Below are 21,620 nucleotides of genomic sequence, written 5' to 3' on the forward strand. Positions count from 1 at the left end.
TGGCTATTGCGGCTGCAACAAGCAAAAGCATGCCGGATTTGCGCCAGACTAGCAGTTCAACCGTAACAAAACGCTAAAAGTTCGAAAGCAATTAATCTCGAACATGGCCGAAACACCGGAGAGGCCGCTCTGCTGCAGCGCCGATCGCTATCATACCGGCCGGGGGATTGCCGCAAGGTGTATCTCAATTCCGTCTTCGCCCACTTCGCCACGCCAGGCGATGCGTTCGGCCGGCTGCCTGACGCCAAAACGCGGTGAAACCCAGCCGCCCTGCCCCGGTGCGTCGCCGCCGGCACGGATGTCGACCGCAGCGTCCGGAAAGCGCATGGCTATCAGCGGCTCATCGCCGCGCAATACCGTGACCGTGTTTTCGTCCCGGTCGGTGCCGAGGCCGGCTGCGAGTTGAAAGACGATCTCGGCCACACGCCTGCCGCCGAGCAGTTGGTCGGTGAGGACGATGCCGTCGGCCCGGTGCATCACGGCGCGCTGATGCATGACGCCGAAGCGGCTTTTATACCCGTCATGGCGGGCGCGCAGCTTCCAGTGCGTTCCCGGCTCGCTCTCCACCAACTCCGCAACCGCCTTGTGCGACCAGTTGAACATCCCGGCGATGATGCTTTGGCTTTTGCCCTCGATATTCAGCGTGTTATGCGCCGGTGTCGAGCGAAACCAGTCGCGCCAGACGCCTCCCGAACCGTAGAGCCAGGTGCCGGGATCGACCAGCACCGGCTCGCCATCGATGCACAAGGTGAGCGACAGCGCGTCGGCATGGCCGTGAGCCGCTATCGAGAGATAACCGAGCGGGCCGTGGTCGAATGTCAGATCGATGCTGCGGCCGTTCATCTCGCCGCGCCAGACCGAGAGCCCGCCCTGCGTGAACGTTTGCAGCCCACGCGACACCGGTGCCGGCTCCGAGGGCGTGCCAAAGACAAGCGCCCGAAAATCGTCGGGCTCAGCAGCGTTGCCCGGCATCTGTAGAAAGCCATGGATGGCGGCGGCGACGGATCGGACATAGTCCGGCTCGTCCCCGAGCGTCAGCACGCGACCTTCGTCATTGTCGCCAAAGCCGGCGGCTGGTGGCAGCCAGGCGACGAAATTGGCAAAAGCGGCCAGGCGCGCTTCAACGGGCGAGGCAAACGGCGTTCCGGCCTGGCGTGCCGCTGCGACGCACAGCAAGATCAGTTCGGCGGTGAAGGCCGCGTAAGTCGGGGTCTGCTCGGCACCGGCGCCATCGGCGAGAATCTGCTTGCGCGCCTCAGCCAGGAGGGCTTCGCGTGCAGCGTCGGGTGCGGCCCCCAATGCCAGGCCGATCAGATACTCGCCAGCCAGTTCTGCGACGAGATGATTGTTGGCGGAGGAAAAACGGGAGGGGAACCGCGGCAGCCAATAGGCGCTTGCCGCCAGTATTTCGCCCACGTGCTGCCGTGTCGCCGCGCCAAGTCGGTCGCCGACCAGGTCCATGGTGACGATCAGGCTGATGGCGCGCAGCGCGACTTCGATGCCGGAGGCCCAGCCAACCCCCCGAAACGGCGGGTTGGCTGAATGCCAGCTGTCGATCGCCGCCTCTATGGCCCTCAGGGGCTGGTCGTCGCCGGCGAGAAGCAGGTGGGCGGCCAGTGGCGGCAACTGCTGCAGCCGGTTGATCTCCCACACGTATTTTACATCGCCGCGGCCGCCGCCATTGCGAAAATCGATATCGAAAGTATGGGCCTCGCCACCCGGCCAAAGCCTGCCGGTGACCGGATCAAGGCGCCAAAGCTCGGGAGGAAACAGCCGATCGGAATCGCGCCGCGGCCATGTCCGCCCAAGTGCGGAAAACTCGCCGCCAAGCGTGTTTTGCGCCGCCGCCGCTATGGCTTGCCGTTGTGCCGGTGTCGCATTCAGCACAGCATCGCGCAATCCACGCAGCACCGGATGCAACCGGGGCGATGCATAACGCTGCCAACCGCCGTCGCGGCGGCGCGAAGCGATCCTTCGACGCTGCTCGCCCAGCCGGTGCAACACCTCAGCCGGCTCCATGCTGCGCAACCGGTTGATGTACCAGCCGATTCTCATACCGCCCCGCCAGGGTTTGATTCTTGTATACCATGCTGTCGAAAAGCCGAGCGACCGCAATCCTCTTTTCCGATCCTGCGGTTAATATCTCCAACCATGAAACGGAAAGAGTGGCGATGAGAAGGACGGCGTTTGTTGCAGCGTGGATGCTCGGCATGGCAATAGCCGCCAGCGCTGCGCCGATCCCGCTGCAGCGCGGCGTTGGCGTGCATGAATGGCTCAACTGGTCGCCGGTGGAGGAGGATGGATCCTACCGTTGGCCGCCCTATCGCAGCGAGCAGGAGTGGCGCGCTGGACATAGGCCGCTCACCGATTGGCCCGGCGACGCGTTTACGCACATTCGGTCGATGGGCTTCGACTTCGTCCGGCTGAGCGTCGACCCCGGCCCTCTGCTTGCCAGCCGGGGCGCCAAACGCCAGCAGGCGCTCGACATACTTGCCGCCGCGGTCGAGCGCGTCACGTCGGCCGGTCTCAAGGTGGTTTTCGACCTGCACGGCGTCACCCAGGTTCCGGCCTACAGCATGGAGATGATCTATGACGGTGCCGACAGCGAAGGCGTCGCCAGCTATCGCGAAATGGTTGTGGCGGTCGCCGCCATGCTGGCCAGGGTTGGCACCGACAAGGTAGCCCTCGAGCCTTACAACGAGCCGGCATACTACCCCTGTGATTCGAGCGGCAGCGATGACTGGCAGCGGATCATGGCAGACACGGTCCGCGCTATTCGCGCAGTCAGCAGTGAACTCACCATCGTCGCAACAGGCGCCTGTGGCGGCAGCATTGCCGGACTGGTCAATCTCGCCCCCGGCTTTGACGATCCGAACCTCTACTACAGCTTCCATATGTACGAGCCGCACAGTTTCACGCACCAGCGGTCTGACGGGACAGGCGCTTTCGCCTCGGGGCTGCCTTGGCCGGCCGACAGCAGCACGCCCGAAAAGGTGACCGAAACCCTTAAGGCCCGGATGGACGCCGCCGGCTTGAGCCCGGTCGAGCAGGTGATGAACATGGTCGCGGCGCGTCAAGCAATCGCCCGGTATTTCGAGCAGAATTGGGGGCCGAGCCAACTCGAGGCGAGCTTCCGTCAGGCGGTCGACTGGGGCGAGGCGCATGGCATTCCAGGCCGGCGACTGTTCATGGGCGAATTCGGCGTCATCCTCATGTCTGCGGACGGCCGCATGGGCGCGTTCGACGCTGACCGTCTGCGCTATCTCGAGGCGGTGCGCCAGCAGGCGGAACGCTTCGCGATACCCTGGTCTGTCTGGGAATTCGCCAATCCGCATGGGATGTCGCTGATCCTCCCCGATGGACCGCCCATAGCCGATGCCGGACTGGTGCGAGCGCTGGGTCTTGCGTCTCAGTAACGCGATATGTCGAGCTGCTGGTTGATGAGCGCCCGCTTGCCGCCCCGCCCGGCGGCAATGCGGTTCACGGCTTTCAGGCAAAACCGGATACGACCGTTTGTGCGGTTGACCAACGTCTCGGCGAGACGCGCGGCGCAGGCAGGTGCCGCCCCGGCGGTCGGGATATAGCGAATCAATACCTCGCCGGGCTGGTCCTGGTAGAATTGCAGCTCCTCTATGCCGTCGAAGAATCCGGGACCGTCGGGCACCAGGTGCGTCGTCACCACCCGGCTGCCGTCGGCGGTGACCAGATAGTCGACGTTTCGGCGCGGCATGACAGCCTCGACTCTAAGCCGCTGGCCGTTTGCCTCATTCGGCAATTCCACCAACCGGGCAGAGTCGCCGGTATCGTAGCGGATGAAAGGCATGCCGGTCGACAGGAAGCCAGTGCCGACGAGCCTTCCCTCCTTGCCTGTCTCTGTTACCGGCTCGCCTGCCGCATCGACCAATTCGGCGAGGCCGTAGAGAGGATTGAACTTGTAGCTGCCGGGGGCTCCGGGCGTTTCTTCGGCGAACAGCACCTTTTCGCTGAGTCCATAGAAGCAGGACAGCGGTACGTTGCCAAGAACGCTTCGCATGATCTCCCGTTGATGGGGATGGACTGGCTCCGAGATCATCATCATGCCCTTGACGGGCCGTTTTGGTACTCGGTCAAGCACGCGCATATGCCGGCAAAACAGCTCTATGGCCGAGGGATAGCCATAAAAATACGTGATGCCCCGCGCGTCGATCAGGTCGAGATAGGCATCGGCGTCGTCGACCGTCATTGGAAAGACAGAGAGCCTTAGCTCGCGAAGTGCCGGGTCCCATTCATGCAGTCGCTTGCCGGTGGCATCGAGGCTGAACCCGCGGAAGCAGACGCGCGCCGTGTCTTCATCATAACCGATCCGCGACCAGACGTGGTAGACAAACGCCATCTCGCGGGCGCTCCGATCCTTATCGAGATAGAAGCGAAATGGCTTGTCGGTGCTGGAGCCGTTGCCGGAGGCCTCATCCAGTTGGGCAATCGGCACCGCCAACGCTGCAGTTCCAGCCGCCCGCAGGATGTCCTTGGACAGGACCGGGAGGCGGCGCAGGTCGGCAAGTCCCAGCCTCGACAGATCGAAACCAGAACCGAGGGCCTGGTCGATCGACTCGCGATAGAACGGACTGCCCGCATGGGCTTTCTGCAACAGCGCGCGCAGCGCGGCCAGATGAAATTGCCCGGCATAGACAGGATCCTCGGCGGCCTTGGCGATCCGGCTCCGCCATGCCCGATAGGTCGCACCAAATTTCATCCGCGTTGGCGCCAGTGCCAGCATGGGCGCCAGCAGCCGCCTGACCGCCGGCGGGCTTCGCACATAGGCACCGCGCGCTACGTCAAGAAAATTCATGATTTTGCACCGGCCTGCCGTTTGCCGCCTCTTGCCACACACGGCATATCGATGCCGCGAACGAAGAAAGCTCCAGCCGTTCCCGGTGCACCGCCATGGCAGCGGAGCCAAGACGGGCGCGCAACTCCGTGTCGTCGACCAGTTCTGTCAGTGCCTCGGTCAGCGCCGCCACATCGCCGGGCGGCACCAGCAACCCGGTTTTCCTGTCGATGATGATGTCCTCTACCGCGCCGACAGGCGTGGTGACCACCGCGAGGCCGGAGGCCATTCCCTCGATGACCGAGACCGGGAGGTTTTCGGCGAATGAGGGGAGCGCCAGAATGTCGGCCGAAGCGATCAGCGATGCAACCTCGTTCGGACCCACCCACCCTGGAAAGGCGATACATCCGGCAAGCCCCAGCCCGGCCGATCTTGCCCGTACGGCCTCGACGTCACCATCGCCGGCGATTGTGGCGCGCCACTGCCTGACAGGCTTCATGCGATGCAGTGCGTCCAACAATTGCGGCACGCCCTTGCGGTCGCCGATACGGCCCAGGAACAGGATGTGAACGCTGTCTCCACCACCGACATGGGCCAGGGACGGGACTTCGGTGGCATTGGGCACAATCACTATGTTCGCGGCCGCGCCTGGCGCCCGTGCAGTGACGAAGTCGCGCCAGATACGGCCCAGAACCACGATCCGATCGGCATGCTCGAACATATGCCGGATGCGGCGGCTCATGAAGTTGCGGTTTTCCTTCCAGAACGTCTGGTATTGAGCTCCATGCAAATGCAGCACATAGGGGATGCCGAGCAATCGCGCGCACCTCGCGATGACCATCTTGCGGTAGGTACTGCCAAAGCTCGATACGTTGATGTGAACGACGTCGGCACGGCCGGCAACACGCGCGACCACCATCCGAAGGCAAAAGCCAATCATGTAGAGGACCGACAGCGCGACCGAGCCCGAACCGCGACTGGGAAGGAACCGCGCTTCGACCTTTCCGTCTCCCTGCCGTTGGAGTTCGCGATCGAGCGCCGCCATGATGCGATCGATGCCGCCCTGCCCCGACACACCCGACGGGGTCGCGACCAGGACATGTATTTTTCGATCGGGTAAGAGACTTTGCAGCATGGTATTCTGGATAGCACGGACCGCGTAACCACAAAGCAAACGTTCCCGGTAAGTTTACGGCAAATCTTTTAGTTCAAACTGAATCTGTTCACCCTTCGCCGCTGTCGCGCTGGATTTTCCGCCGGTCGACGGTTAGTCGAGGCGGAATTTTCCGGGGACAACCCTTTGCTGCTGCGCTCCACGCTCATCTACGCCCCGGCGATCCTGCTGACGCGGATTTCCGCGCTGCTCCTGCTGGTCATCGTGACGCGGCTGATCGACCAGACCGAGTATGGGCTGCTGACCCTGGTGGTGACCGTCGGCGAAATGACCGACATTGCGGTCACCAACTGGCTGCGCATCGCTTTGCTCAGGCTTGGCGGCAAAGGCGACGTCAGCCGCGGCAGCCTGATGCTGGCCGGGCGGGTATTGCTTGCCAGCACGGCGCTGGCGCTGATCATATCCGTGGTCGCCTCTGCAGTGATCGTGCCGGAGCGCTGGGTCGAGTTCGCGATCGCCGTCTGCAGCTACCTGATCGCCGGTTCCATCGGCCGCTACGCGTTGACGGTGCTGCAGATGCAGCAGCGTCATTCGGTCTATTCGATGCTCGAGTTTCTGCGCGCCGTGCTGCAGCTGGCGCTGCCGATCGGCGCCATCGTCGTATTTCAAGATTCCTTTCTGACGGTATCGCTCGGCTCGAGCCTCGGCGTTTTAATCGCCGGTATCGTGGCGGGCCTAATGGCATCCCGACGCGTCGTTGCCGGTCCACCACGTTTCACCCAAAAGGAGTTCTTCGTCCTCGGCGTGCCCCTGGTCCTCATGGCGCTGGTGGGCTTCGGCCTGCACAGCGCCGAGCGCGTGTTCCTCAAGATCTATTACGATGCCGGCGCAGTGGCGATCTTCGCCGCAGCCTATGCACTGGCCCGCCAGCCGATCGATATGGTCGCCAATTCCATCAACATGGGCGCCTTTCCCGAGGTGGTCAGCCGGTTCGACGACGACGGGCCTGCGGCATCGGGCCGGCTGCTGTCGCAATTGATGGCCTTGATGATGCGCCTTTGCCTGCCGGTTGCAGCGATGCTGGTCGCACTCAGCAGTGATATCACGCAGCTCCTGCTGCCCGCCGAGTATCACGGCCGTTTCGGCCTGCTCTTTCCGATCATCGCCTTCAGTGTGCTGTGTGCCAATCTCGCCAGCTTCGTCTATGGCACCGTGGTGCACGCACACAAGCGGCCGTGGCTGCTGATCATCGCCAATTCCTTCGGCTCGGTGGCGACAATCGCACTGTCCGTGCTGTTGATCCCGCCGATGGCGGAGGTCGGCGCTGCTTTGGCGCTGGCCGGCGGATCGCTGGCAGGCCTTTTAGCCTGCATCGTCATCAGCGAACGGCTCACCCCGGTGCCGGTGCCATGGCGCGACATCGGCATGTCGATCGTCATCTCGCTCAGCACGGGGCTGGCCGCCGGCCTTGCCAGCGCTCTATTCGGCGATATGCCGGCCATCTTCTCGCTCGTCGCGGGCGGCGCCGCTGGCACAGTGGTTTTCTTCGGGCTGACCTGGCTAGTCTATCCCGCCGCCGCGATGCAATTCGTAGCCAAGCTGAGGGCGCGGCTACGGCTCGCATAGGCCGCAACGGCATTTGCCGAATTGCCGTGCCATAGTCCTGAAAAAGCGGCTCGTTCGGACCGATGCAGCAGCCCAGGGTTGGCGCCCTGGTAAAGCTATTTATAGATCGACCTTCCGGCGTCCCCGACGGCCCCACAACTCCCGGCACAGCAGCGCCGCGTAGGCGGTGTTGGTGTCATAGTAGCGGCGCCACAAGCGTCGCGGCTCCTGTGCCACGCGAAACAACCACTCCAGACCGGCCGCTTGAACCAGTTTTGGCGCCCGGGCAACCTTGCCGCCATAGACGTCGAAACTGCCGCCCACGCCCATGACGAAACTCGGGGTAAGCTTATCACGATAGCGCTTGAGAAAGCGCTCCTTGCGCGGCGTCGGCATCGCCACCAACAGGCAGTCGGCCCCCGAAGCATTGATCGCCCCGACGATGCCGGCCTCGTCATCCGGTTCGAAATAGCCATTGCGCATGCCGGCGACAACGAGACCCGGATGATCCCTGGCAAGTCGCATTTTAACCGCATCGAGAACGGATTGTTCCGCGCCGAGGAGGAAGGGCCTGAAGCCACGCTTCGCGCAGAGGCTCAGCAGATTGATCATGATGTCGACGCCGGCCACCCGCTCCGGCAGTGCGAGACCGCAAAGACGCGCCCCCCAAAGCACGCCTATGCCGTCGACGTTGATCACATCCGCCGTCGCCACATCCTCCCGCAGCTCGCTATTGTTGCGCATGTTCACAAGCTTGGCGACATTCACCACCACATGATGCAGCGGCCGCCGTAGGCTCATCGCCTCATCGGCGATGGCCAGCGTCTCAGCCATGGTCAGCGCATGGATAGGCGCGCCGAGGAATTCCCGGCGCCGCGATGCCAACAGGCGATGCTGCGCCCATGCAGGGTCGTGCGCGTTCATGCGGCTTCCTCTGCACTTGCAGGAAGCGCCTCGAGCGCTGATTTCTTGCCTTCGATGCGGGCGTCGGGCTTGCGTGCCTTGCGCCAGGTCCACAAACCCCTGGTGTCGATGAGCTTCTTGTCCTTGAGCGCTTCGGGATCGACCAGATTGAACTGCCGATGGTCGACCAGCAGGACGACGATATCGCACTGGTCGATGGCGGAAAGCGCATCGGTGAAGACGATGCCCTTGCCCTCGAGCTCATGGGGCAGCCTGTGTGCGTTGGGTTCAGCCGCAATGATCCTCAGGTTGGGAATATCCGACAAAAGCTTCACCACCTCGACAGCCGGGCTCTCGCGCATATCGTCGATGTTGGGTTTGAAGCTGAGGCCAAGACAAGCGATCGTCTGCTTGCGGGACGGGTCGAGCAAGGCTTGTATATCCCTGACCACCGACAAGGGACGCTCGGAATTGATCCGGCGCGCCGAAGCCATCAGCCGCGTGCTATTGGGCGCGGCATCGATGATAAAATACGGATCGACGGCAATACAGTGGCCGCCGACGCCAGGGCTCGGCTGCAGGATGTTGACGCGGGGGTGCCGGTTGGCGAGATCGATCACCTCCCAGACGTTGAGCGACAAATCCTGGCACACCGCCGCAAGCTCGTTGGCAAAGGCGATGTTGACGTCGCGGAACGCGTTCTCGGTCAGCTTCACCAGTTCCGCGCTTTCGGCCTGGGTCGTGAACAGGTCGCCGGCAACAAAGGTCGAATAGAGTGCTGCGGTGCGTTCCGACGACTTGCGCGACAGTCCGCCGATCGAGCGATCGTTGTTGATCAACTCGGTAAGGACCTTTCCCGGCAACACCCGCTCGGGCGAATAGGCGACCAGGACATCGGCCTGTTCGCCATGCGCGAGAGGAAATCTGAGATCGGGCCGCAACTCGGCAAGCAGTCCCGTCATGATGCGCGTTGTGCCGACCGGCGATGTCGATTCCAGCACCACAAGGTCTCCCCGCTTCAGCACCGAGGCAATGCTGCGTGCCGCCGCGAGCACATAGCTCACATCAGGCTTGTGGTCCGCGGTCATCGGGGTCGGCACGGCGATGACAAAGGCGTCCGCCGGCTGCGGCGTGCTGAAAGCCCTGAGCTTGCCGTTGGCGACAACCTTCTGGATCAGACCATCGAGGTCCGGCTCGACGATGTGGATCTCGCCGCGATTGACCTTCTCGACCACCGCTTCGTTGACGTCGACGCCGATGACGTCGAGCCCGCAACTGGCGAAGATGGCACAGGTCGGCAGGCCGATATAGCCCATGCCGATAACGGAAACGGTCTTGATCTCAGCCATGATGCAGCAGTTCCTCAACGATCCGGTTACTGGCCCGGCCATCGCCATATGGGTTGTGTCGTTCCGCCATGCCGCGATAGGCCGCCTGGTCGTCGAGCAGGCTGTTGGCATTCAACAGGATCTTTTGGATATCGGTGCCGACGAGACGGGCGGTGCCCGCCGCGATCCCCTCGGGCCGCTCGGTATTCTCACGCATCACCAGCACCGGCTTGCCGAGCGAAGGCGCTTCTTCCTGCACGCCGCCGCTATCGGTCAGCACCAGATAGCTCTGCTTCTGCAGGAACAGGAACGGCAGATAGTCCTGCGGGTCGACCAGGTGGATGTTGGGCACGCCGCCCAGTTCTGCGTTGACCACCGAGCGCACATTGGGGTTGGGATGGACCGGATAGACGATCTGCACGTCCTCGCGCATTGCCAGCCCCTTCAGCGCCGTGCAGATACGATGGATGCCGCCGTCAAAATTCTCACGACGATGACCGGTGACGAGCACCATTTTCTTGGCCGGATCGAGGAACGGGAAACCGGCGGCGAGTTTTGCGCTCATCAGACTGTCGGCGTCGATCGCGCCGGAAAAATGCAACAGCGTGTCGATCACCGTGTTGCCGGTCACGAAGATGGTGCTCGCAGCCTTTCCTTCGGCGATGAGATTGTCGCGCGCCTGGATCGTCGGCGCGAAATGCCAGGTCGCGATATCGCCGGCAATCTTGCGGTTCAGTTCCTCTGGAAACGGAGAGTTAATATTGTGGCTGCGCAATCCGGCCTCGATATGGGCGACCGGGATGCGCTTGTAGAAGGCAGCCAAAGCCGCAGTCATCGCCGTGGTCGTGTCGCCTTGCACGAGGACGATATCAGGCTTCGCCTGCTCCAGCACTTCGGCCATGCCCAGCAGCACGCGCGAGGTCACGTCGAACAATGTCTGGCCGGGCTGCATGATGTTGAGATCATGATGCACCGGCAGGCCGGTCAGTTCGATGACCTGGTCGACCATCTCGCGATGCTGGCCGGTGATGCATGTCTTGGTGATGAAACCTGGATGGGCAAGCGCGGCACGCACCACCGGAAAGCATTTGAGCGCCTCAGGCCTGGTGCCGAACACGATCAGCAGTTTTTGCCTGGACGGCAGTTTTGGATGTGAAAGGATGTTCATTGCTGATCCTGGTCGCCAGAAGGCGTCGCGACCTGCCGATTATTCGCCACGAGCTATAATAGCGGCAGAAGCCGCCTCCGTGACCTTAAATCTTAATATATGATTAACAGCCAAGCCCACGTCCTCACCGGTAACTCTTATGAAAGCCTGAACCGATAGGTATCCTGGCAGAGTAGTCTTGAAAAAGAATATATTCGATTGACTAATATTTTAATTATCGGCCACACGGTCGGATCTCGGCGCTGGGAAAATGCGCTTCTGGTGCGGTTGAGCGCAGCCGGTCACGTGGTTTCGAGCGGCCGCGCGCCGACGCCTGCGCCGATTGCACGCGGCCTGGATGTTGTGCTGGCGATCGAGAGCCGGCGCTTCGGTCCCTCATTGGCAAGCCGCTCCGAGCCGTTGCCGTCTGGCGGTTCTGGTCCGGCCGACCTCATAATCGATCTCACCGGCACTGCCGCACGACGTGACGCGCCGGTTCTGACGCTCGAATTTTGCGGCCGCAGCACGTTCCCCGCCGGTGTGGCCGAGATGCTGACGAGCGGGCGATTGCCCGAACTTGCCGTTCGCCTCGACGGCGTCACAGTCGCCCGGGGCCGACCGATGCTCGGCGACCGGCTCTGGCTGTCTCGCAGCTGCAACGACCTGCTCGCTGGGGCCATCTCGCTGGTCGCGCAAAGCGTCGCCCGTTTTGCCGCGGGCGAACTTGCGCCGATAGCCGATAGCCCGGCGCCTATCCTGAGGATCGGCGGTTTTGTCCGGCACTATCTGCCATTTTTCTGCAAGGGGCTGGTCGATCGCGCCGTGCAAAAACTCAGGCTTGGACGGCGTCCCTTCTATTGGCAGGCTGCCTATCGGCTGATCGACGGGCCAGGTGTCGCCGAAACCGGGCAACTCGACGGTAAGCCGTTCACCGTCCTGCCGGACGACGGCCAGCGATTCTATGCCGATCCGTTCGTCCTCAAGCGGGACGGCCGCCACTATCTGTTTGTCGAGGAATTTCCCTACGCTACGGGTCGCGGCGTGATTTCTGTCGCCGAACTGGGTGACGACGGCAACTTCGGCGTACCGAGGGTGGTGCTGGAGGAAAAACACCACCTGTCGTATCCGCAGGTGTTCGCTCACGCCGGCGAGATTTTCATGATTCCTGAAAGTGCGGCGGCGCGCGAGCTTGTGCTCTACCGCGCCGCGCAGTTTCCAGATCGCTGGGTACGCGACACCGTGCTGTTGACGGACAAGGATTTCAATGACGCCACGCTGCTCGAATCGGGCGGCCGCTTCTGGCTGTTGGGGACGGAGCGGTTCGGTTATGGCAGCGCGTCGGACACGATGGCGGTCTATTCCGCAGCCTCGCTGCGCGGGCCGTGGGTTGCGCACACGCTCAATCCCATCGCCGTCGATCACTCGGCCGCTCGCCCCGGCGGCGCCTTTATCCGCCACGGTGACGCCCTGGTGCTGCCGGTGCAAAACGGATCGAGAGCTTACGGCGGCGGTCTCGGGTTGATGCGTCTGGACCGGCTTGACGATTTCGATGTCAGTTTTGCGCCGCCCCGCCCGATCGGCCCGGGGCCGGCATGGGCCCGCACGGGCATTCACACGCTCAACCGCGCAGGCAATGTCGAGGTTGTGGATAGCGCCGGCTGACGCGTCTGGAGCCTGCGCTATCCAGGCCGATTCAGTTTTGGCTCGGATGCAGCCGCGGCCGACAGTATGCTCGCCGGCCCGCTTCGAAACGGGGCGTTTCTATAGGCAAGCAGCAACACCACGATAATGGTGATCTCCGGCGATTTTGACGAAAGCGCGTTGTTCGACAGCGCAGCAAGCAGGAACGTCATAGTGCCGATCCATGCCGGCAGCGGCGCCCCGCGCAGCAACCGGAAAATGAACCAGAATACCAGCACGATAAAGAGCGCGGCTATGGGCAAGCCGAAGAGCATGATGATGACCACCGGCGCGCTCTCGATGTAGGGCAGATGCAACTTCTCGTTGACGATTGCCAAGAGGTCGTCGACGTTCATGCCAAACAGGATGTCTTTCCAGCTGACAAGTCCGAACACCTGGTAGATCGTCACCCGCGCCATGAAGTTTTCGTCAAAGATCGTGTTGCCGAATCGGTTCAGCAGCCCGCCCGAAAACAGTATGGCCACCAGCACTGCGCCGCCCGCCACGGCGAACAGCAGCACGACAGACTTGGCCTGCCGCTGATGCTTGAGCGACAGGCGCGGCCAGGGCACGAACATCAGCAGGATGAGGGTTTCTGCGGCAGCGAGCAACAGGGCGGCGCGGGCGCCTGATGCAGCACAGCCGACGAGCAATACGAAGATCGCCAGCACCCGCACCCATATGCGCCAGTTCGTCAGCGGTACGAACCCGATGGCTGTGGCGCAGAGCGCGCCCAGGGCCAGCGGGTGCGCCGATAGGCCGATCGGCCTGAACTGCAGTTCGTTGAGACCGTAGGGCAGAAATCGATGCTGAGTCACCGCTTCGATCGTGCCCATCATAGCGCTGAGGATCACCATCCCAAGCACGAGGTCGCCTAAAGCACGCCGCACTTGCGCGTTCAGGGCCAGCATCAACAGGCCTGCGGCGCCCGCCACCAGATAGGTATCGATGATAAACCCGGAGGAGCCGGCGCGGCCGGTGATGAACAGATACGGCACCAGCGCGAAAATCACTGCAGAATAGAGCAGCAAAGCCTTGAAGATTCCAATTTCGTCGCCCTGCAGCAGAAACGGTCGGCTGAAAAGGACGACAGGAAGCAGCAGGAAGATAGCATAGGTGCCGACATGCAGTTTCTCGTAGAACGAACCGCCGTCGGCGGTATAGTCGACGACCATGTTCATGATCTGCGGCGACACCGTGAAGCGGAGCAAGAACGCCAACGCAGCGCACAGGAAAAACAGAAGCGACAGCGCGTTCTGACGGCGCGCCTGGCTGGATCGTTCCGATACGGCAGCTGGATAGCTCATGGCCGATCCAAGTGAAGGTATTCAAACGCCATTCTGGCCAACGAGATCCATTCAAGGGACCGCTGAACGGACGTGGTGCCTGACTCGGCAAAATATGCCAACTTGGAAAATGACATGTTAACGATCTTTCTGTAGTGCTGGTCCGCGTAGCGAATAACCAGAGTTAGCACCATGTCCGCCGCTTCCGGCACAACCCCTCCCTCTGCAGCGGGTTCCGACGTCAGCGCGTTCGAGCGGATCGCCAATGCACGGCGCGCCAGCAGGGCAAGGCTGCAACAGGATGCTCCGGTCATGGCACGCCCCCCTGCCCCTGTCACTCCGCCCACGCCCGAGCCTGTCCCAACGGTGACGCTCGACAAGATCGGCGATTTCCTCGAGCTCGATTTTCGACGCCTGTTTGTCTGGCTGCGTGCCGGGCTCGTCTGGGCATTGATGCTGGCAGTAGCCGGCGGCGTCATCGGCGCCGCCTACGGGTTGCTGAGCAAACAGCGTTATACCGTTACGACGGAAATCCTCATCAATCCTGCCAATTTGCAGGTTGTGGAAAACGATGTCTACTCGCAACCGGGCCAGGTCGACAGCCAAATACTGAACGCGCGCAGCAAGCAGCGCATCTTGACCTCCGGCAACGTGCTTGCACGTGTGGTGGACGAACTCGGTCTCGCCAATGATCCGGAGTTTTTCGATCCGGACCAGACCGCTTCCACCTCTGGTGCTGCAGCGAGTGGCGGCAAGTCCGATCCGAAGCTTGTCGCCCAGAAAAGCCTGGCGCAGCGGGTCAGCGTCGCTGCAGATGAAACCTCGTTCGTCACAACCCTTGCGGTATCGGCAGAAACCACCGGCAAGGCGATCCTGATCTCGCAAGCCATGGTGAAGGCTTTCCAGGAAGAACTGGCCAAGTCTGAAGCTGCTGGCGCCGGCCGTGCCGCGGCTGCTCTTGAGGGCCGGCTCGGCCAACTCAAGCGCGACGTGCAGGCAGCCGAAGAGAAGGTCGAGAGCTACAGGCGCAGCCACAATTTGTCGGCCAGCAATGGCCAGCTGGTCAGTTCGCAGACGATGACGCAGCTCAATAGCGAAATTGGCGAGGCGCAATCGCGCGTCATCGCGGCGCAGGCAAGTTACGACGCCTTGGTTGCTTCCGGTGTCAATGGGGCCAATCCTGACCCCGCGGTTTCGGCAGCACTCTCAGTGCTGCGCGACAAGGCGAATGGCTTGCGGCAGCAGATCGATTCTCAGTCCATGACCTATGGTCCGCGCCACCCGACGATCGTCCGGCTCAGGACAGAATTCGAAACCGTCAGTTCTCAACTCAGGGCGGAGTTCTCCCGCACGGTCGGCACGGCAAAAGCCAACCTGGACAAGGCCAACGCCTCGTTGGCTTCTCTCACCGCCAGGATGAACGATCTGAAGAACAACGTTTTCACCGACAGCGAGTCCCAGGTCGCCCTGCGTGAGCTTGAACGCGACGCCGCCTCGAGAAGGGCGGTTTATGAAAGCTTCCTGTCTCGCGCGCGCCAAATCACCGAGCGCGAGCAGATCGACACCACCAATGTGCAGGTGATTTCCACCGCCGTGCCGCCACCGGGGCGCTCGTGGCCGCCCCGCACCCCTGTGACGGCAGGCCTGGGAGCTTTCGCCGGCTTTGCTCTGGGCATGCTGCTGGCCATTGCCATGGGTACCGTTCGCGACATGCGCCAGCCGCCGAACCGATCAGGCATCGGCGTCAGCCGAGCCTGAAATCCAGGCATGGCGAAGCGCATTGTCTTTCACATCGCCAGTCTCAGGGGCGGCGGCGCCGAGCGTGTCTTCGTCCTCATGGCAAACGAATTGGCATCGCGTGGGCACGATGTCACCCTTTTTACCTGGAATGCGCAAGGACCCAACGCCGCGCTGCGCTCTCCCGCCGTGCATCTGGTCGATTTCGACCTTCCCATCCGGGGCGAGGGTTACGGCAAGTGGGAGACGCTGAAAGGCATCGTGCGAAGCGCAGGTTTGTTCAGCCGCCTTGCTCCGCATGCGGTCTACAGCGCCCCGGAATTTGCCAATCTGGTCGTGGCCCTGGCGCTTCTCCTGGCGCGAAGCCGGGCGCGGTTCTTTCCAAGCTTCCACGCAGCCGCCTCACTGCCTTCCAGCAGCCTCGGCGCGAGAATAGCGGTCTGGCTTTCCGCGCTGGTTGCAGCGCGCGCAACCAAAGCCATCGCCGTCTCAGCGGGTGTCCGCCGCGACATTGCGGCCCGCGGCTTTCCTGAATCCAAGATTGTCGTCATCAACAATCCGCTGCCGCCGGTTGCGGCGCTCGAACAAGATTCCCATGTATGGCAGGCACAGCTGGCGACGATGGGCGATGGCCCGGTCATCGCCACCGCCGGGCGCCTGGTGCCGGTCAAGGACCATCGGACCCTGCTGCGGGCTTTCGCTATCCTGCGCGCCGGCCGCCGCGCTCGACTTGTCATCTTCGGCGAAGGTCCGCTGGCTGCCGAGTTGCGCGCCTATGCCGAGGAAACCAGTATCGGCGCGGACGTGCTCTTTGCTGGCTACGTCAACGACCCAGCCGCCTGTTATGCCGCAGCCGATCTGTTCGTGCTTTCCTCGACGAGCGAAGGCTTTGGCAATGTGCTGGTCGAGGCCATGGCTGCGGGCGTCCCGGTAATCTCCACGGATGCGCCACATGGCCCGCGCGAGATTCTCGGTGACGGTCGTTTCGGCGCCTTGGTGCCGGTCGGCGATGCCGCGGCTATGGCAAAGGCGATGGCTGACATGCTGGACCACCCCATTTCTGCCACCACCCTGAAAAGCAGGGCAGCGGATTTCGAAGTTGAAAAAATCGGGGATCTGTACGAAGCGCTGCTCTAATGCATGTCGCCCAAAAGTGCGCAGCGGTTTTGGGTCAACGACATGCACAAAAACAAAAGGCTAAAGCGCGTCGCAGACGCGATGCGCTTTAGCCAGGGAATTTCGCGCTGGCGCTGATTGACGCCAGCCGCTATCGCCATTCGCGCCGACATCGAAATCTGATAGCAGCGGATGAAGAAAAGCAGCAGGTCGGTCACCGCGGCAGGAGCGCGGGCAGCCGCGCGGCGATTCTTTTTAACGGAGTGTTCGAATGAGACATGTGTGGCGTTGGTTCGGCCCGGTCGACAAGGTGACGATTGCGGACGCGCGTCAAGCCGGGGCGCAAGGCATCGTCACGGCCCTTCACCACGTTCCTCACGGCGCCGTCTGGCTGCCCGCCGAAATCGAAAGGCGTCAGCGCGAAGTCGCGTCCTTGCCGGATGGAAGCGCAAGCGAACTGAGCTGGGAGATTGTCGAAAGCCTGCCGGTTTCCGAAGCGATCAAGACGCAGGTCGGCGAATGGCGCAGCCATCTAGCCAACTACAGGACATCGCTGGAAAGCCTGGCGCGAGCCGGCATTTCGGTCATCTGCTACAATTTCATGCCCGTGCTCGATTGGACCCGCACCGATCTTGCCTGGCGCCTGCCGCATGGCGGCACCACCATGAGCTTCGATCTGATCGACTTCGCCGCATTCGACATCCATATCCTGAAACGCCAGGCGGCGCCCGGCGACTACACACCGGAGATCGCTGCCGAGGCGGCGCGCCGATATGCGCAAATGGATGACCATGCGCGCAAGATTCTGGCAAGAAGCGTCAATTCCGGCCTGCCCGGCTCGACCGAAGACACGTCTCTCGACGGCCTCGCGGCTCAACTGTCAAACTATGACCGCATCGACGCAACAACCCTGCGCCGGCATTTCGTCGATTTCTTGGCGGAGGTCGTGCCCACGGCCGAACGCCTCGGCCTGCGACTCTGCTGCCACCCCGATGACCCGCCGTTTCCGCTGCTCGGACTGCCGCGCATCATGTCGACCGAGGCCGACTACAGCTATGTTCTGGACGCAGTCGACAGCCCGGCCAACGGCGCGACGCTGTGCACCGGATCGCTCGGCGCGAGACCCGATAATGATCTGCCCGGCATGATCGAGCGGATGGGGCCAAAAATCCATTTCGCCCATCTGCGCAATGTGCGCAAGGAAGCGGCCGGCACCCCCTGCTCGTTCCACGAGGACGAGCACCTTGCCGGCGACACCGACATGGTGGCGGTGGTGGCGGCGCTGCTTCGCGAGGAAGCGCGGCGCAAAGTGGAAGGACGCCAGGACGCCTTCATCCCGATGCGCCCCGACCACGGCCAGGATATCCTCGATGACCTGACGCGCGGGGCGCAGCCCGGCTATCCGGCCATCGGCCGGCTCAAGGGATTGGCCGAGCTCCGCGGCGTCGAACATGCGATTCGCAGGTCGACATCAGGAGAGCCGATCTCCACTTACACCGCATAATCCAGAGGGAAATGCCACAGGCCGGTCCGCGACCTGTGCACGTTAAAAATGCCATCTTCGACCGCTGGGCGTCCGGCAGTCCGCCTCCGGCTTGATGCCAGCTTTTCACCCATTTGCGCGGACTTGTGTATAATAGCAACATGCGGCTTGAGTCCGATTGCAATCCGCTGGGTTACGCTCGTTATTGGTCCATCCGCAGCCGGAGTTGAGAAGAACTCCAGGAGGCGGTTGGGAATTCATATCCTGGGAGGAAAACAAGATGAGAAAATTCGCCGCCGCTCTGGCCGCCGCCGCCGCCGTCACGCTCTATTCGTTCGCCGCGGGCGCGCAAACCTATCCCGAACGCACCATCACCGTGGTGGTGCCGTTTTCGGCCGGCGGCCCGACCGACACGGTCACCCGCCTCGTCGCGGAAGCCATGTCGAAGGATCTCGGCCAGCAGATCATCGTCGAGAATGTCGGCGGCGCCGGCGGCACGCTGGGCGCCGGTCGCGTCGCGAGCGCCGAGCCGGACGGCTATACGCTGCTCCTCCATCATATCGGCATGGCGACCAGCGCCACGCTATACAGAAAGCTCGCATACGACACGCTGAACAGCTTCGAATATGTCGGCCTCGTCACCGAGGTGCCGATGACCGTCGTCGGCCGCAAGGACCTCGAGCCGACCGACCTGAAGGGGCTGGTCGACTACGCCAAGGCCAACAAGGATACCGTCACCGTCGCCAATGCCGGCATAGGCGCGGCCTCGCATCTGTGCGGCATGCTGTTCATGAGCGCGATCGGCACGCCGCTGGTCACCGTGCCCTACAAGGGCACCGGCCCGGCCATGACCGACCTTCTCGGCGGCCAGGTCGACATCATGTGCGATCAGTCGACCAACACCACCAAGCAGATCCAGGGCGGCACGATCAAGGTCTACGCCGTCACCTCGGCTGAACGCCTCGATGTTCTGCCGGACGTCCCGACGACGACGGAAGGCGGTCTCCCGGAGGTGCAGGTCGGCATCTGGCACGGCCTCTACGCGCCCAAGGGCACGCCGGCAGAGGTCACCGAACGCCTGTCGAAGTCGCTTCAGGTCGCGCTGAAGGACCCGAATGTCGTCGCCCGCTTCGCCGAACTCGGCACCAAGCCATCGCCTGAAGCTGATGCGACTCCGGCCGCGCTGAAGGCCAAGCTGGAGGGCGAGATCGCGCGCTGGAAGCCGATCATCGAAGCCGCCGGCCAGTACGCCGACTGAGATTTTGAACGGGGCGCCCACCAGCGCCCCGTTTTTTTCACACCGGCCCCATTTTCACACCGGCATCGGCGCGCCCGCGGCGCGGGCCTGGGAGGACGTCATGAAACCCTTCACAATCGACACGACCAACGGCATATGCGCCGCGCTGTTCATCTTTCTCGGCGGATTTTTCGCGCTGCAGTCGCTCGACCTCGAAATCGGCACCGCCTTCCGCATGGGACCGGGCTATTTCCCGCTGGTCCTGGCAATCGTTTTGATCCTGCTTGGCGCCGTCATCCTCGTCGAAGCAGTGCGCTTCGAGAGCGAGCCGATCGGCCATGTAGCCTGGCGCGGCATGCTGTTCATCCTGCCTGCCCCGATCTTCTTCGGCCTGACCGTGCGCGGCCTCGGCTTCCTCCCCTCGATCTTCCTGACGGCGCTGATCGCATCCTTTGCCAGCGGTCGCATGAGGCCGCTGACCGCGCTCGTGCTCTCCGCCGGCCTGACGCTGTTTGCGTTCCTCGTCTTCAGCTATGCGCTCGGCCTGCCGTTCCGGCGCTTCGGCCCGTGGCTGCAGTTTTGAGGAGATGAACATGGAACTCCTCGACAACCTCGCGCTTGGTTTTTCGACGGCCTCGTCGCTGGCAAATCTCGGTTTCTGCCTGATTGGCGTCCTTCTCGGCACGCTGATCGGCGTTTTGCCCGGTATCGGCGCCACCGCCACCATCGCCATGCTGTTGCCGATCACCTTCCAGATCGGCGACCCGGTTTCCTCCCTTATCATGCTCGCCGGCATCTATTACGGCGCGCAATATGGCGGCTCGACCACCGCCATCCTCATCAACATGCCTGGCGAATCCTCGTCGGCCGTCACCGCCATCGACGGCTACCAGATGGCCAAGAACGGCCGCGCCGGGGCGGCACTCGCCATCGCGGCGATAGGCTCGTTCTTCGCCGGCACGGTATCGACCTTCCTCGTCGCCGTCTTTGCCCCGCCGCTGACGGCGATCGCGCTGGAATTCGGCGCGGCCGAGTATTTCTCGCTGATGATCGTCGGCCTCGTCTCGTCCGTCGCGCTCGCCCACGGCTCGATCGTCAAGGCGCTGGCGATGGTCGTGCTTGGCCTGCTGCTCGGCATCGTCGGCACCGACATCTACACCGGCACGCCGCGCTTCACGCTCGGCATCCGCGAATATGCCGACGGGCTGAATTTCGTCGCGGTGGCGGTCGGCGTCTTCGGCGTCGCCGAGATCCTGCGCAACCTCGAAAACGAGCACGAGCGCTCGGTGATGATCCGAAGCGTCTCCGGCCTGATGCCGACCCGCGACGACTTTCGCCGCATGGCGGCGCCGATCGTGCGCGGAACCATCATCGGTTCGGCGCTCGGCATCCTGCCGGGAGGCGGCGCGATCCTTGCAGCCTTTGCCTCCTACACGGTCGAAAAACGCATCTCGAAAAACCCCGGGGAATTCGGCAAGGGCGCCGTCGAAGGCGTCGCCGGACCGGAATCGGCCAACAATGCCGGTGCGCAGACCTCCTTCATCCCGATGCTGACGCTCGGCATTCCGGCCAACCCGGTCATGGCGCTGATGATCGGCGCGATGATCATCCAGGGCATCGTGCCCGGCCCCAATGTCGCGATCGAACAGCCGGCGCTGTTTTGGGGCATCATCGCCTCGATGTGGATCGGCAATCTGATGCTGATCATCTTGAACCTGCCGCTGATCGGGCTTTGGGTGAAACTCCTGACGATCCCCTACTACGTGCTCTTCCCGATCATCATGGCGTTCTGCTCGATCGGCGTTTACAGCGTCAACACCAACATCTACGACCTCTACGCCGTCGCCTTCTTCGGCTTGCTCGGCTATCTCCTGACCAAGCTGCGCTGCGAACCGGCGCCGCTGCTGCTCGGCTTCGTGCTCGGCCCGTTGCTCGAGGAAAACCTGCGCCGCGCCATGATTCTCGCGCGCGGCGACCCGACCACCTTCGTGACGAGGCCGATCAGCGCCGGCCTGCTGTTCATCGCCTTCGCCGTGCTCGTCATCGTCTTCCTGCCGGCGGTCAAGAAGAAGCGCGAAGAGGTGTTCGTAGAGGAGAATTAATGTATGTCACGCAAAAACATGCCCTTGGGCCTGACCCCGGGCCTGACCCGAGGGTGCGCAGCGGTTTTGCGACAA

At 62.8% G+C, this 21,620-nt stretch carries 18 protein-coding genes; 9 read left to right on the top strand and 9 right to left on the bottom strand.

The genetic code is table 11. From position 1 onward, the window contains the following. Positions 1-150: 150 nt before the first annotated feature. Positions 151-2,055 (bottom strand): heparinase II/III family protein, encoded by a 1,905-nt coding sequence (locus AC0L18_RS04235; RefSeq protein WP_473490746.1) that lies wholly within the window; start codon positions 2,053-2,055, stop codon positions 151-153. A gap of 116 nt (positions 2,056-2,171) precedes the next feature. Between AC0L18_RS04235 and AC0L18_RS04240 the strand changes: the two genes are divergently transcribed. Next, the gene (locus AC0L18_RS04240) at positions 2,172-3,416 is read left to right on the top strand and encodes a glycoside hydrolase family 5 protein (RefSeq protein ID WP_473490747.1); all 1,245 of its coding nucleotides are present in this window, start codon (positions 2,172-2,174) and stop codon (positions 3,414-3,416) included. On the opposite strand, the gene AC0L18_RS04245 is transcribed toward AC0L18_RS04240, so the two are convergent. Together AC0L18_RS04245 and AC0L18_RS04250 are read right to left on the bottom strand one after the other, a co-directional pair. Further along, entirely contained in the window at positions 3,410-4,828 is a 1,419-nt protein-coding gene (locus tag AC0L18_RS04245; protein ID WP_473490748.1) for a phenylacetate--CoA ligase family protein, read from the bottom strand. The two genes, AC0L18_RS04240 and AC0L18_RS04245, sit on opposite strands and share 7 nt — an antisense overlap. Then, on the bottom strand, positions 4,815-5,942 hold the full coding sequence (locus AC0L18_RS04250) for a glycosyltransferase family 4 protein (RefSeq protein WP_473490749.1): 1,128 nt from the start codon (positions 5,940-5,942) through the stop codon (positions 4,815-4,817). The genes AC0L18_RS04245 and AC0L18_RS04250 overlap by 14 nt, the downstream gene beginning before the upstream one ends. Positions 5,943-6,107: 165 nt before the next feature. Here AC0L18_RS04250 and AC0L18_RS04255 point away from each other — a divergent pair, with 165 nt between their 5' ends. After that, positions 6,108-7,547, top strand: coding sequence for a lipopolysaccharide biosynthesis protein (locus tag AC0L18_RS04255; protein WP_473490750.1), 1,440 nt, complete (start codon positions 6,108-6,110; stop codon positions 7,545-7,547). A gap of 99 nt (positions 7,548-7,646) precedes the next feature. On the opposite strand, the gene AC0L18_RS04260 is transcribed toward AC0L18_RS04255, so the two are convergent. From AC0L18_RS04260 to wecB, 3 genes are read right to left on the bottom strand one after another with little or no spacing between them, the layout of a single operon-like run. Beyond that, complete coding sequence (locus AC0L18_RS04260) at positions 7,647-8,450, bottom strand: WecB/TagA/CpsF family glycosyltransferase (protein ID WP_473490751.1); 804 nt, start codon at positions 8,448-8,450, stop codon at positions 7,647-7,649. Next, positions 8,447-9,778, bottom strand: a complete 1,332-nt coding sequence (wecC, locus tag AC0L18_RS04265) for a UDP-N-acetyl-D-mannosamine dehydrogenase (protein WP_473490752.1) — start codon at positions 9,776-9,778, stop codon at positions 8,447-8,449. Before wecC ends, AC0L18_RS04260 begins: the two co-directional genes overlap by 4 nt. Then, positions 9,771-10,925 (bottom strand): non-hydrolyzing UDP-N-acetylglucosamine 2-epimerase, encoded by a 1,155-nt coding sequence (wecB, locus tag AC0L18_RS04270; protein ID WP_473490753.1) that lies wholly within the window; start codon positions 10,923-10,925, stop codon positions 9,771-9,773. The genes wecC and wecB overlap by 8 nt, the downstream gene beginning before the upstream one ends. Before the next feature lie 198 nt (positions 10,926-11,123). Here wecB and AC0L18_RS04275 point away from each other — a divergent pair, with 198 nt between their 5' ends. After that, positions 11,124-12,566: a glucosamine inositolphosphorylceramide transferase family protein gene (locus AC0L18_RS04275; protein WP_473490754.1), complete on the top strand. Its 1,443-nt coding sequence runs from the start codon at positions 11,124-11,126 to the stop codon at positions 12,564-12,566. 17 nt (positions 12,567-12,583) lie between these two features. Here AC0L18_RS04275 and AC0L18_RS04280 read toward each other — a convergent pair whose 3' ends face one another. Together AC0L18_RS04280 and AC0L18_RS04285 are read right to left on the bottom strand one after the other, a co-directional pair. Further along, entirely contained in the window at positions 12,584-13,891 is a 1,308-nt protein-coding gene (locus AC0L18_RS04280; protein WP_473490755.1) for a VpsF family polysaccharide biosynthesis protein, read from the bottom strand. Further along, positions 13,888-14,184 (bottom strand): hypothetical protein, encoded by a 297-nt coding sequence (locus tag AC0L18_RS04285; RefSeq protein WP_473490756.1) that lies wholly within the window; start codon positions 14,182-14,184, stop codon positions 13,888-13,890. Before AC0L18_RS04285 ends, AC0L18_RS04280 begins: the two co-directional genes overlap by 4 nt. On the opposite strand from AC0L18_RS04285, the gene AC0L18_RS04290 reads away from it, so the two are divergent. Beyond that, positions 14,183-15,628, top strand: coding sequence for a GumC family protein (locus AC0L18_RS04290; protein ID WP_473490757.1), 1,446 nt, complete (start codon positions 14,183-14,185; stop codon positions 15,626-15,628). The genes AC0L18_RS04285 and AC0L18_RS04290 overlap by 2 nt on opposite strands. A gap of 9 nt (positions 15,629-15,637) precedes the next feature. Then, positions 15,638-16,744 carry a glycosyltransferase gene (locus tag AC0L18_RS04295; protein WP_473490758.1) on the top strand — a complete coding sequence of 369 codons (1,107 nt, stop codon included), beginning with the start codon at positions 15,638-15,640 and terminating at the stop codon, positions 16,742-16,744. Here AC0L18_RS04295 and AC0L18_RS04300 read toward each other — a convergent pair. After that, on the bottom strand, positions 16,741-16,941 hold the full coding sequence (locus tag AC0L18_RS04300) for a hypothetical protein (protein WP_473490759.1): 201 nt from the start codon (positions 16,939-16,941) through the stop codon (positions 16,741-16,743). The genes AC0L18_RS04295 and AC0L18_RS04300 overlap by 4 nt on opposite strands. Before the next feature lie 53 nt (positions 16,942-16,994). Here AC0L18_RS04300 and uxuA point away from each other — a divergent pair, with 53 nt between their 5' ends. The 4 genes from uxuA to AC0L18_RS04320 all read left to right on the top strand — a co-directional run bounded on the left by uxuA (position 16,995) and on the right by AC0L18_RS04320 (position 21,545). Continuing rightward, positions 16,995-18,227 carry a mannonate dehydratase gene (gene uxuA, locus AC0L18_RS04305; RefSeq protein WP_473490760.1) on the top strand — a complete coding sequence of 411 codons (1,233 nt, stop codon included), beginning with the start codon at positions 16,995-16,997 and terminating at the stop codon, positions 18,225-18,227. 259 nt (positions 18,228-18,486) lie between these two features. After that, positions 18,487-19,464 carry a tripartite tricarboxylate transporter substrate-binding protein gene (locus AC0L18_RS04310; RefSeq protein ID WP_473490761.1) on the top strand — a complete coding sequence of 326 codons (978 nt, stop codon included), beginning with the start codon at positions 18,487-18,489 and terminating at the stop codon, positions 19,462-19,464. Positions 19,465-19,564: 100 nt separating this feature from the next. Beyond that, positions 19,565-20,026, top strand: a complete 462-nt coding sequence (locus AC0L18_RS04315) for a tripartite tricarboxylate transporter TctB family protein (protein ID WP_023797766.1) — start codon at positions 19,565-19,567, stop codon at positions 20,024-20,026. A gap of 10 nt (positions 20,027-20,036) precedes the next feature. After that, on the top strand, positions 20,037-21,545 hold the full coding sequence (locus tag AC0L18_RS04320) for a tripartite tricarboxylate transporter permease (RefSeq protein ID WP_027151366.1): 1,509 nt from the start codon (positions 20,037-20,039) through the stop codon (positions 21,543-21,545). The last annotated feature ends 75 nt before the right edge of the window (positions 21,546-21,620 follow it).

The sequence above is a fragment of the Mesorhizobium sp. WSM4819 genome (genome assembly GCF_055811215.1).

What these genes read in the sequence shown, in the direction of transcription:
- AC0L18_RS04235 (WP_473490746.1), bottom strand. Translation starts at nt 2,055, where the DNA reads ATGAGAATCGGCTGGTACATCAACCGGTTGCGCAGCATGGAGCCGGCT.
- AC0L18_RS04240 (WP_473490747.1), top strand. Translation starts at nt 2,172, where the DNA reads ATGAGAAGGACGGCGTTTGTTGCAGCGTGGATGCTCGGCATGGCAATA.
- AC0L18_RS04245 (WP_473490748.1), bottom strand. Translation starts at nt 4,828, where the DNA reads ATGAATTTTCTTGACGTAGCGCGCGGTGCCTATGTGCGAAGCCCGCCG.
- AC0L18_RS04250 (WP_473490749.1), bottom strand. Translation starts at nt 5,942, where the DNA reads ATGCTGCAAAGTCTCTTACCCGATCGAAAAATACATGTCCTGGTCGCG.
- AC0L18_RS04260 (WP_473490751.1), bottom strand. Translation starts at nt 8,450, where the DNA reads ATGAACGCGCACGACCCTGCATGGGCGCAGCATCGCCTGTTGGCATCG.
- wecC (WP_473490752.1), bottom strand. Translation starts at nt 9,778, where the DNA reads ATGGCTGAGATCAAGACCGTTTCCGTTATCGGCATGGGCTATATCGGC.
- wecB (WP_473490753.1), bottom strand. Translation starts at nt 10,925, where the DNA reads ATGAACATCCTTTCACATCCAAAACTGCCGTCCAGGCAAAAACTGCTG.
- AC0L18_RS04280 (WP_473490755.1), bottom strand. Translation starts at nt 13,891, where the DNA reads ATGAGCTATCCAGCTGCCGTATCGGAACGATCCAGCCAGGCGCGCCGT.
- AC0L18_RS04290 (WP_473490757.1), top strand. Translation starts at nt 14,183, where the DNA reads ATGGCACGCCCCCCTGCCCCTGTCACTCCGCCCACGCCCGAGCCTGTC.
- AC0L18_RS04285 (WP_473490756.1), bottom strand. Translation starts at nt 14,184, where the DNA reads ATGACCGGAGCATCCTGTTGCAGCCTTGCCCTGCTGGCGCGCCGTGCA.
- AC0L18_RS04295 (WP_473490758.1), top strand. Translation starts at nt 15,638, where the DNA reads ATGGCGAAGCGCATTGTCTTTCACATCGCCAGTCTCAGGGGCGGCGGC.
- uxuA (WP_473490760.1), top strand. Translation starts at nt 16,995, where the DNA reads ATGAGACATGTGTGGCGTTGGTTCGGCCCGGTCGACAAGGTGACGATT.
- AC0L18_RS04310 (WP_473490761.1), top strand. Translation starts at nt 18,487, where the DNA reads ATGAGAAAATTCGCCGCCGCTCTGGCCGCCGCCGCCGCCGTCACGCTC.
- AC0L18_RS04315 (WP_023797766.1), top strand. Translation starts at nt 19,565, where the DNA reads ATGAAACCCTTCACAATCGACACGACCAACGGCATATGCGCCGCGCTG.
- AC0L18_RS04320 (WP_027151366.1), top strand. Translation starts at nt 20,037, where the DNA reads ATGGAACTCCTCGACAACCTCGCGCTTGGTTTTTCGACGGCCTCGTCG.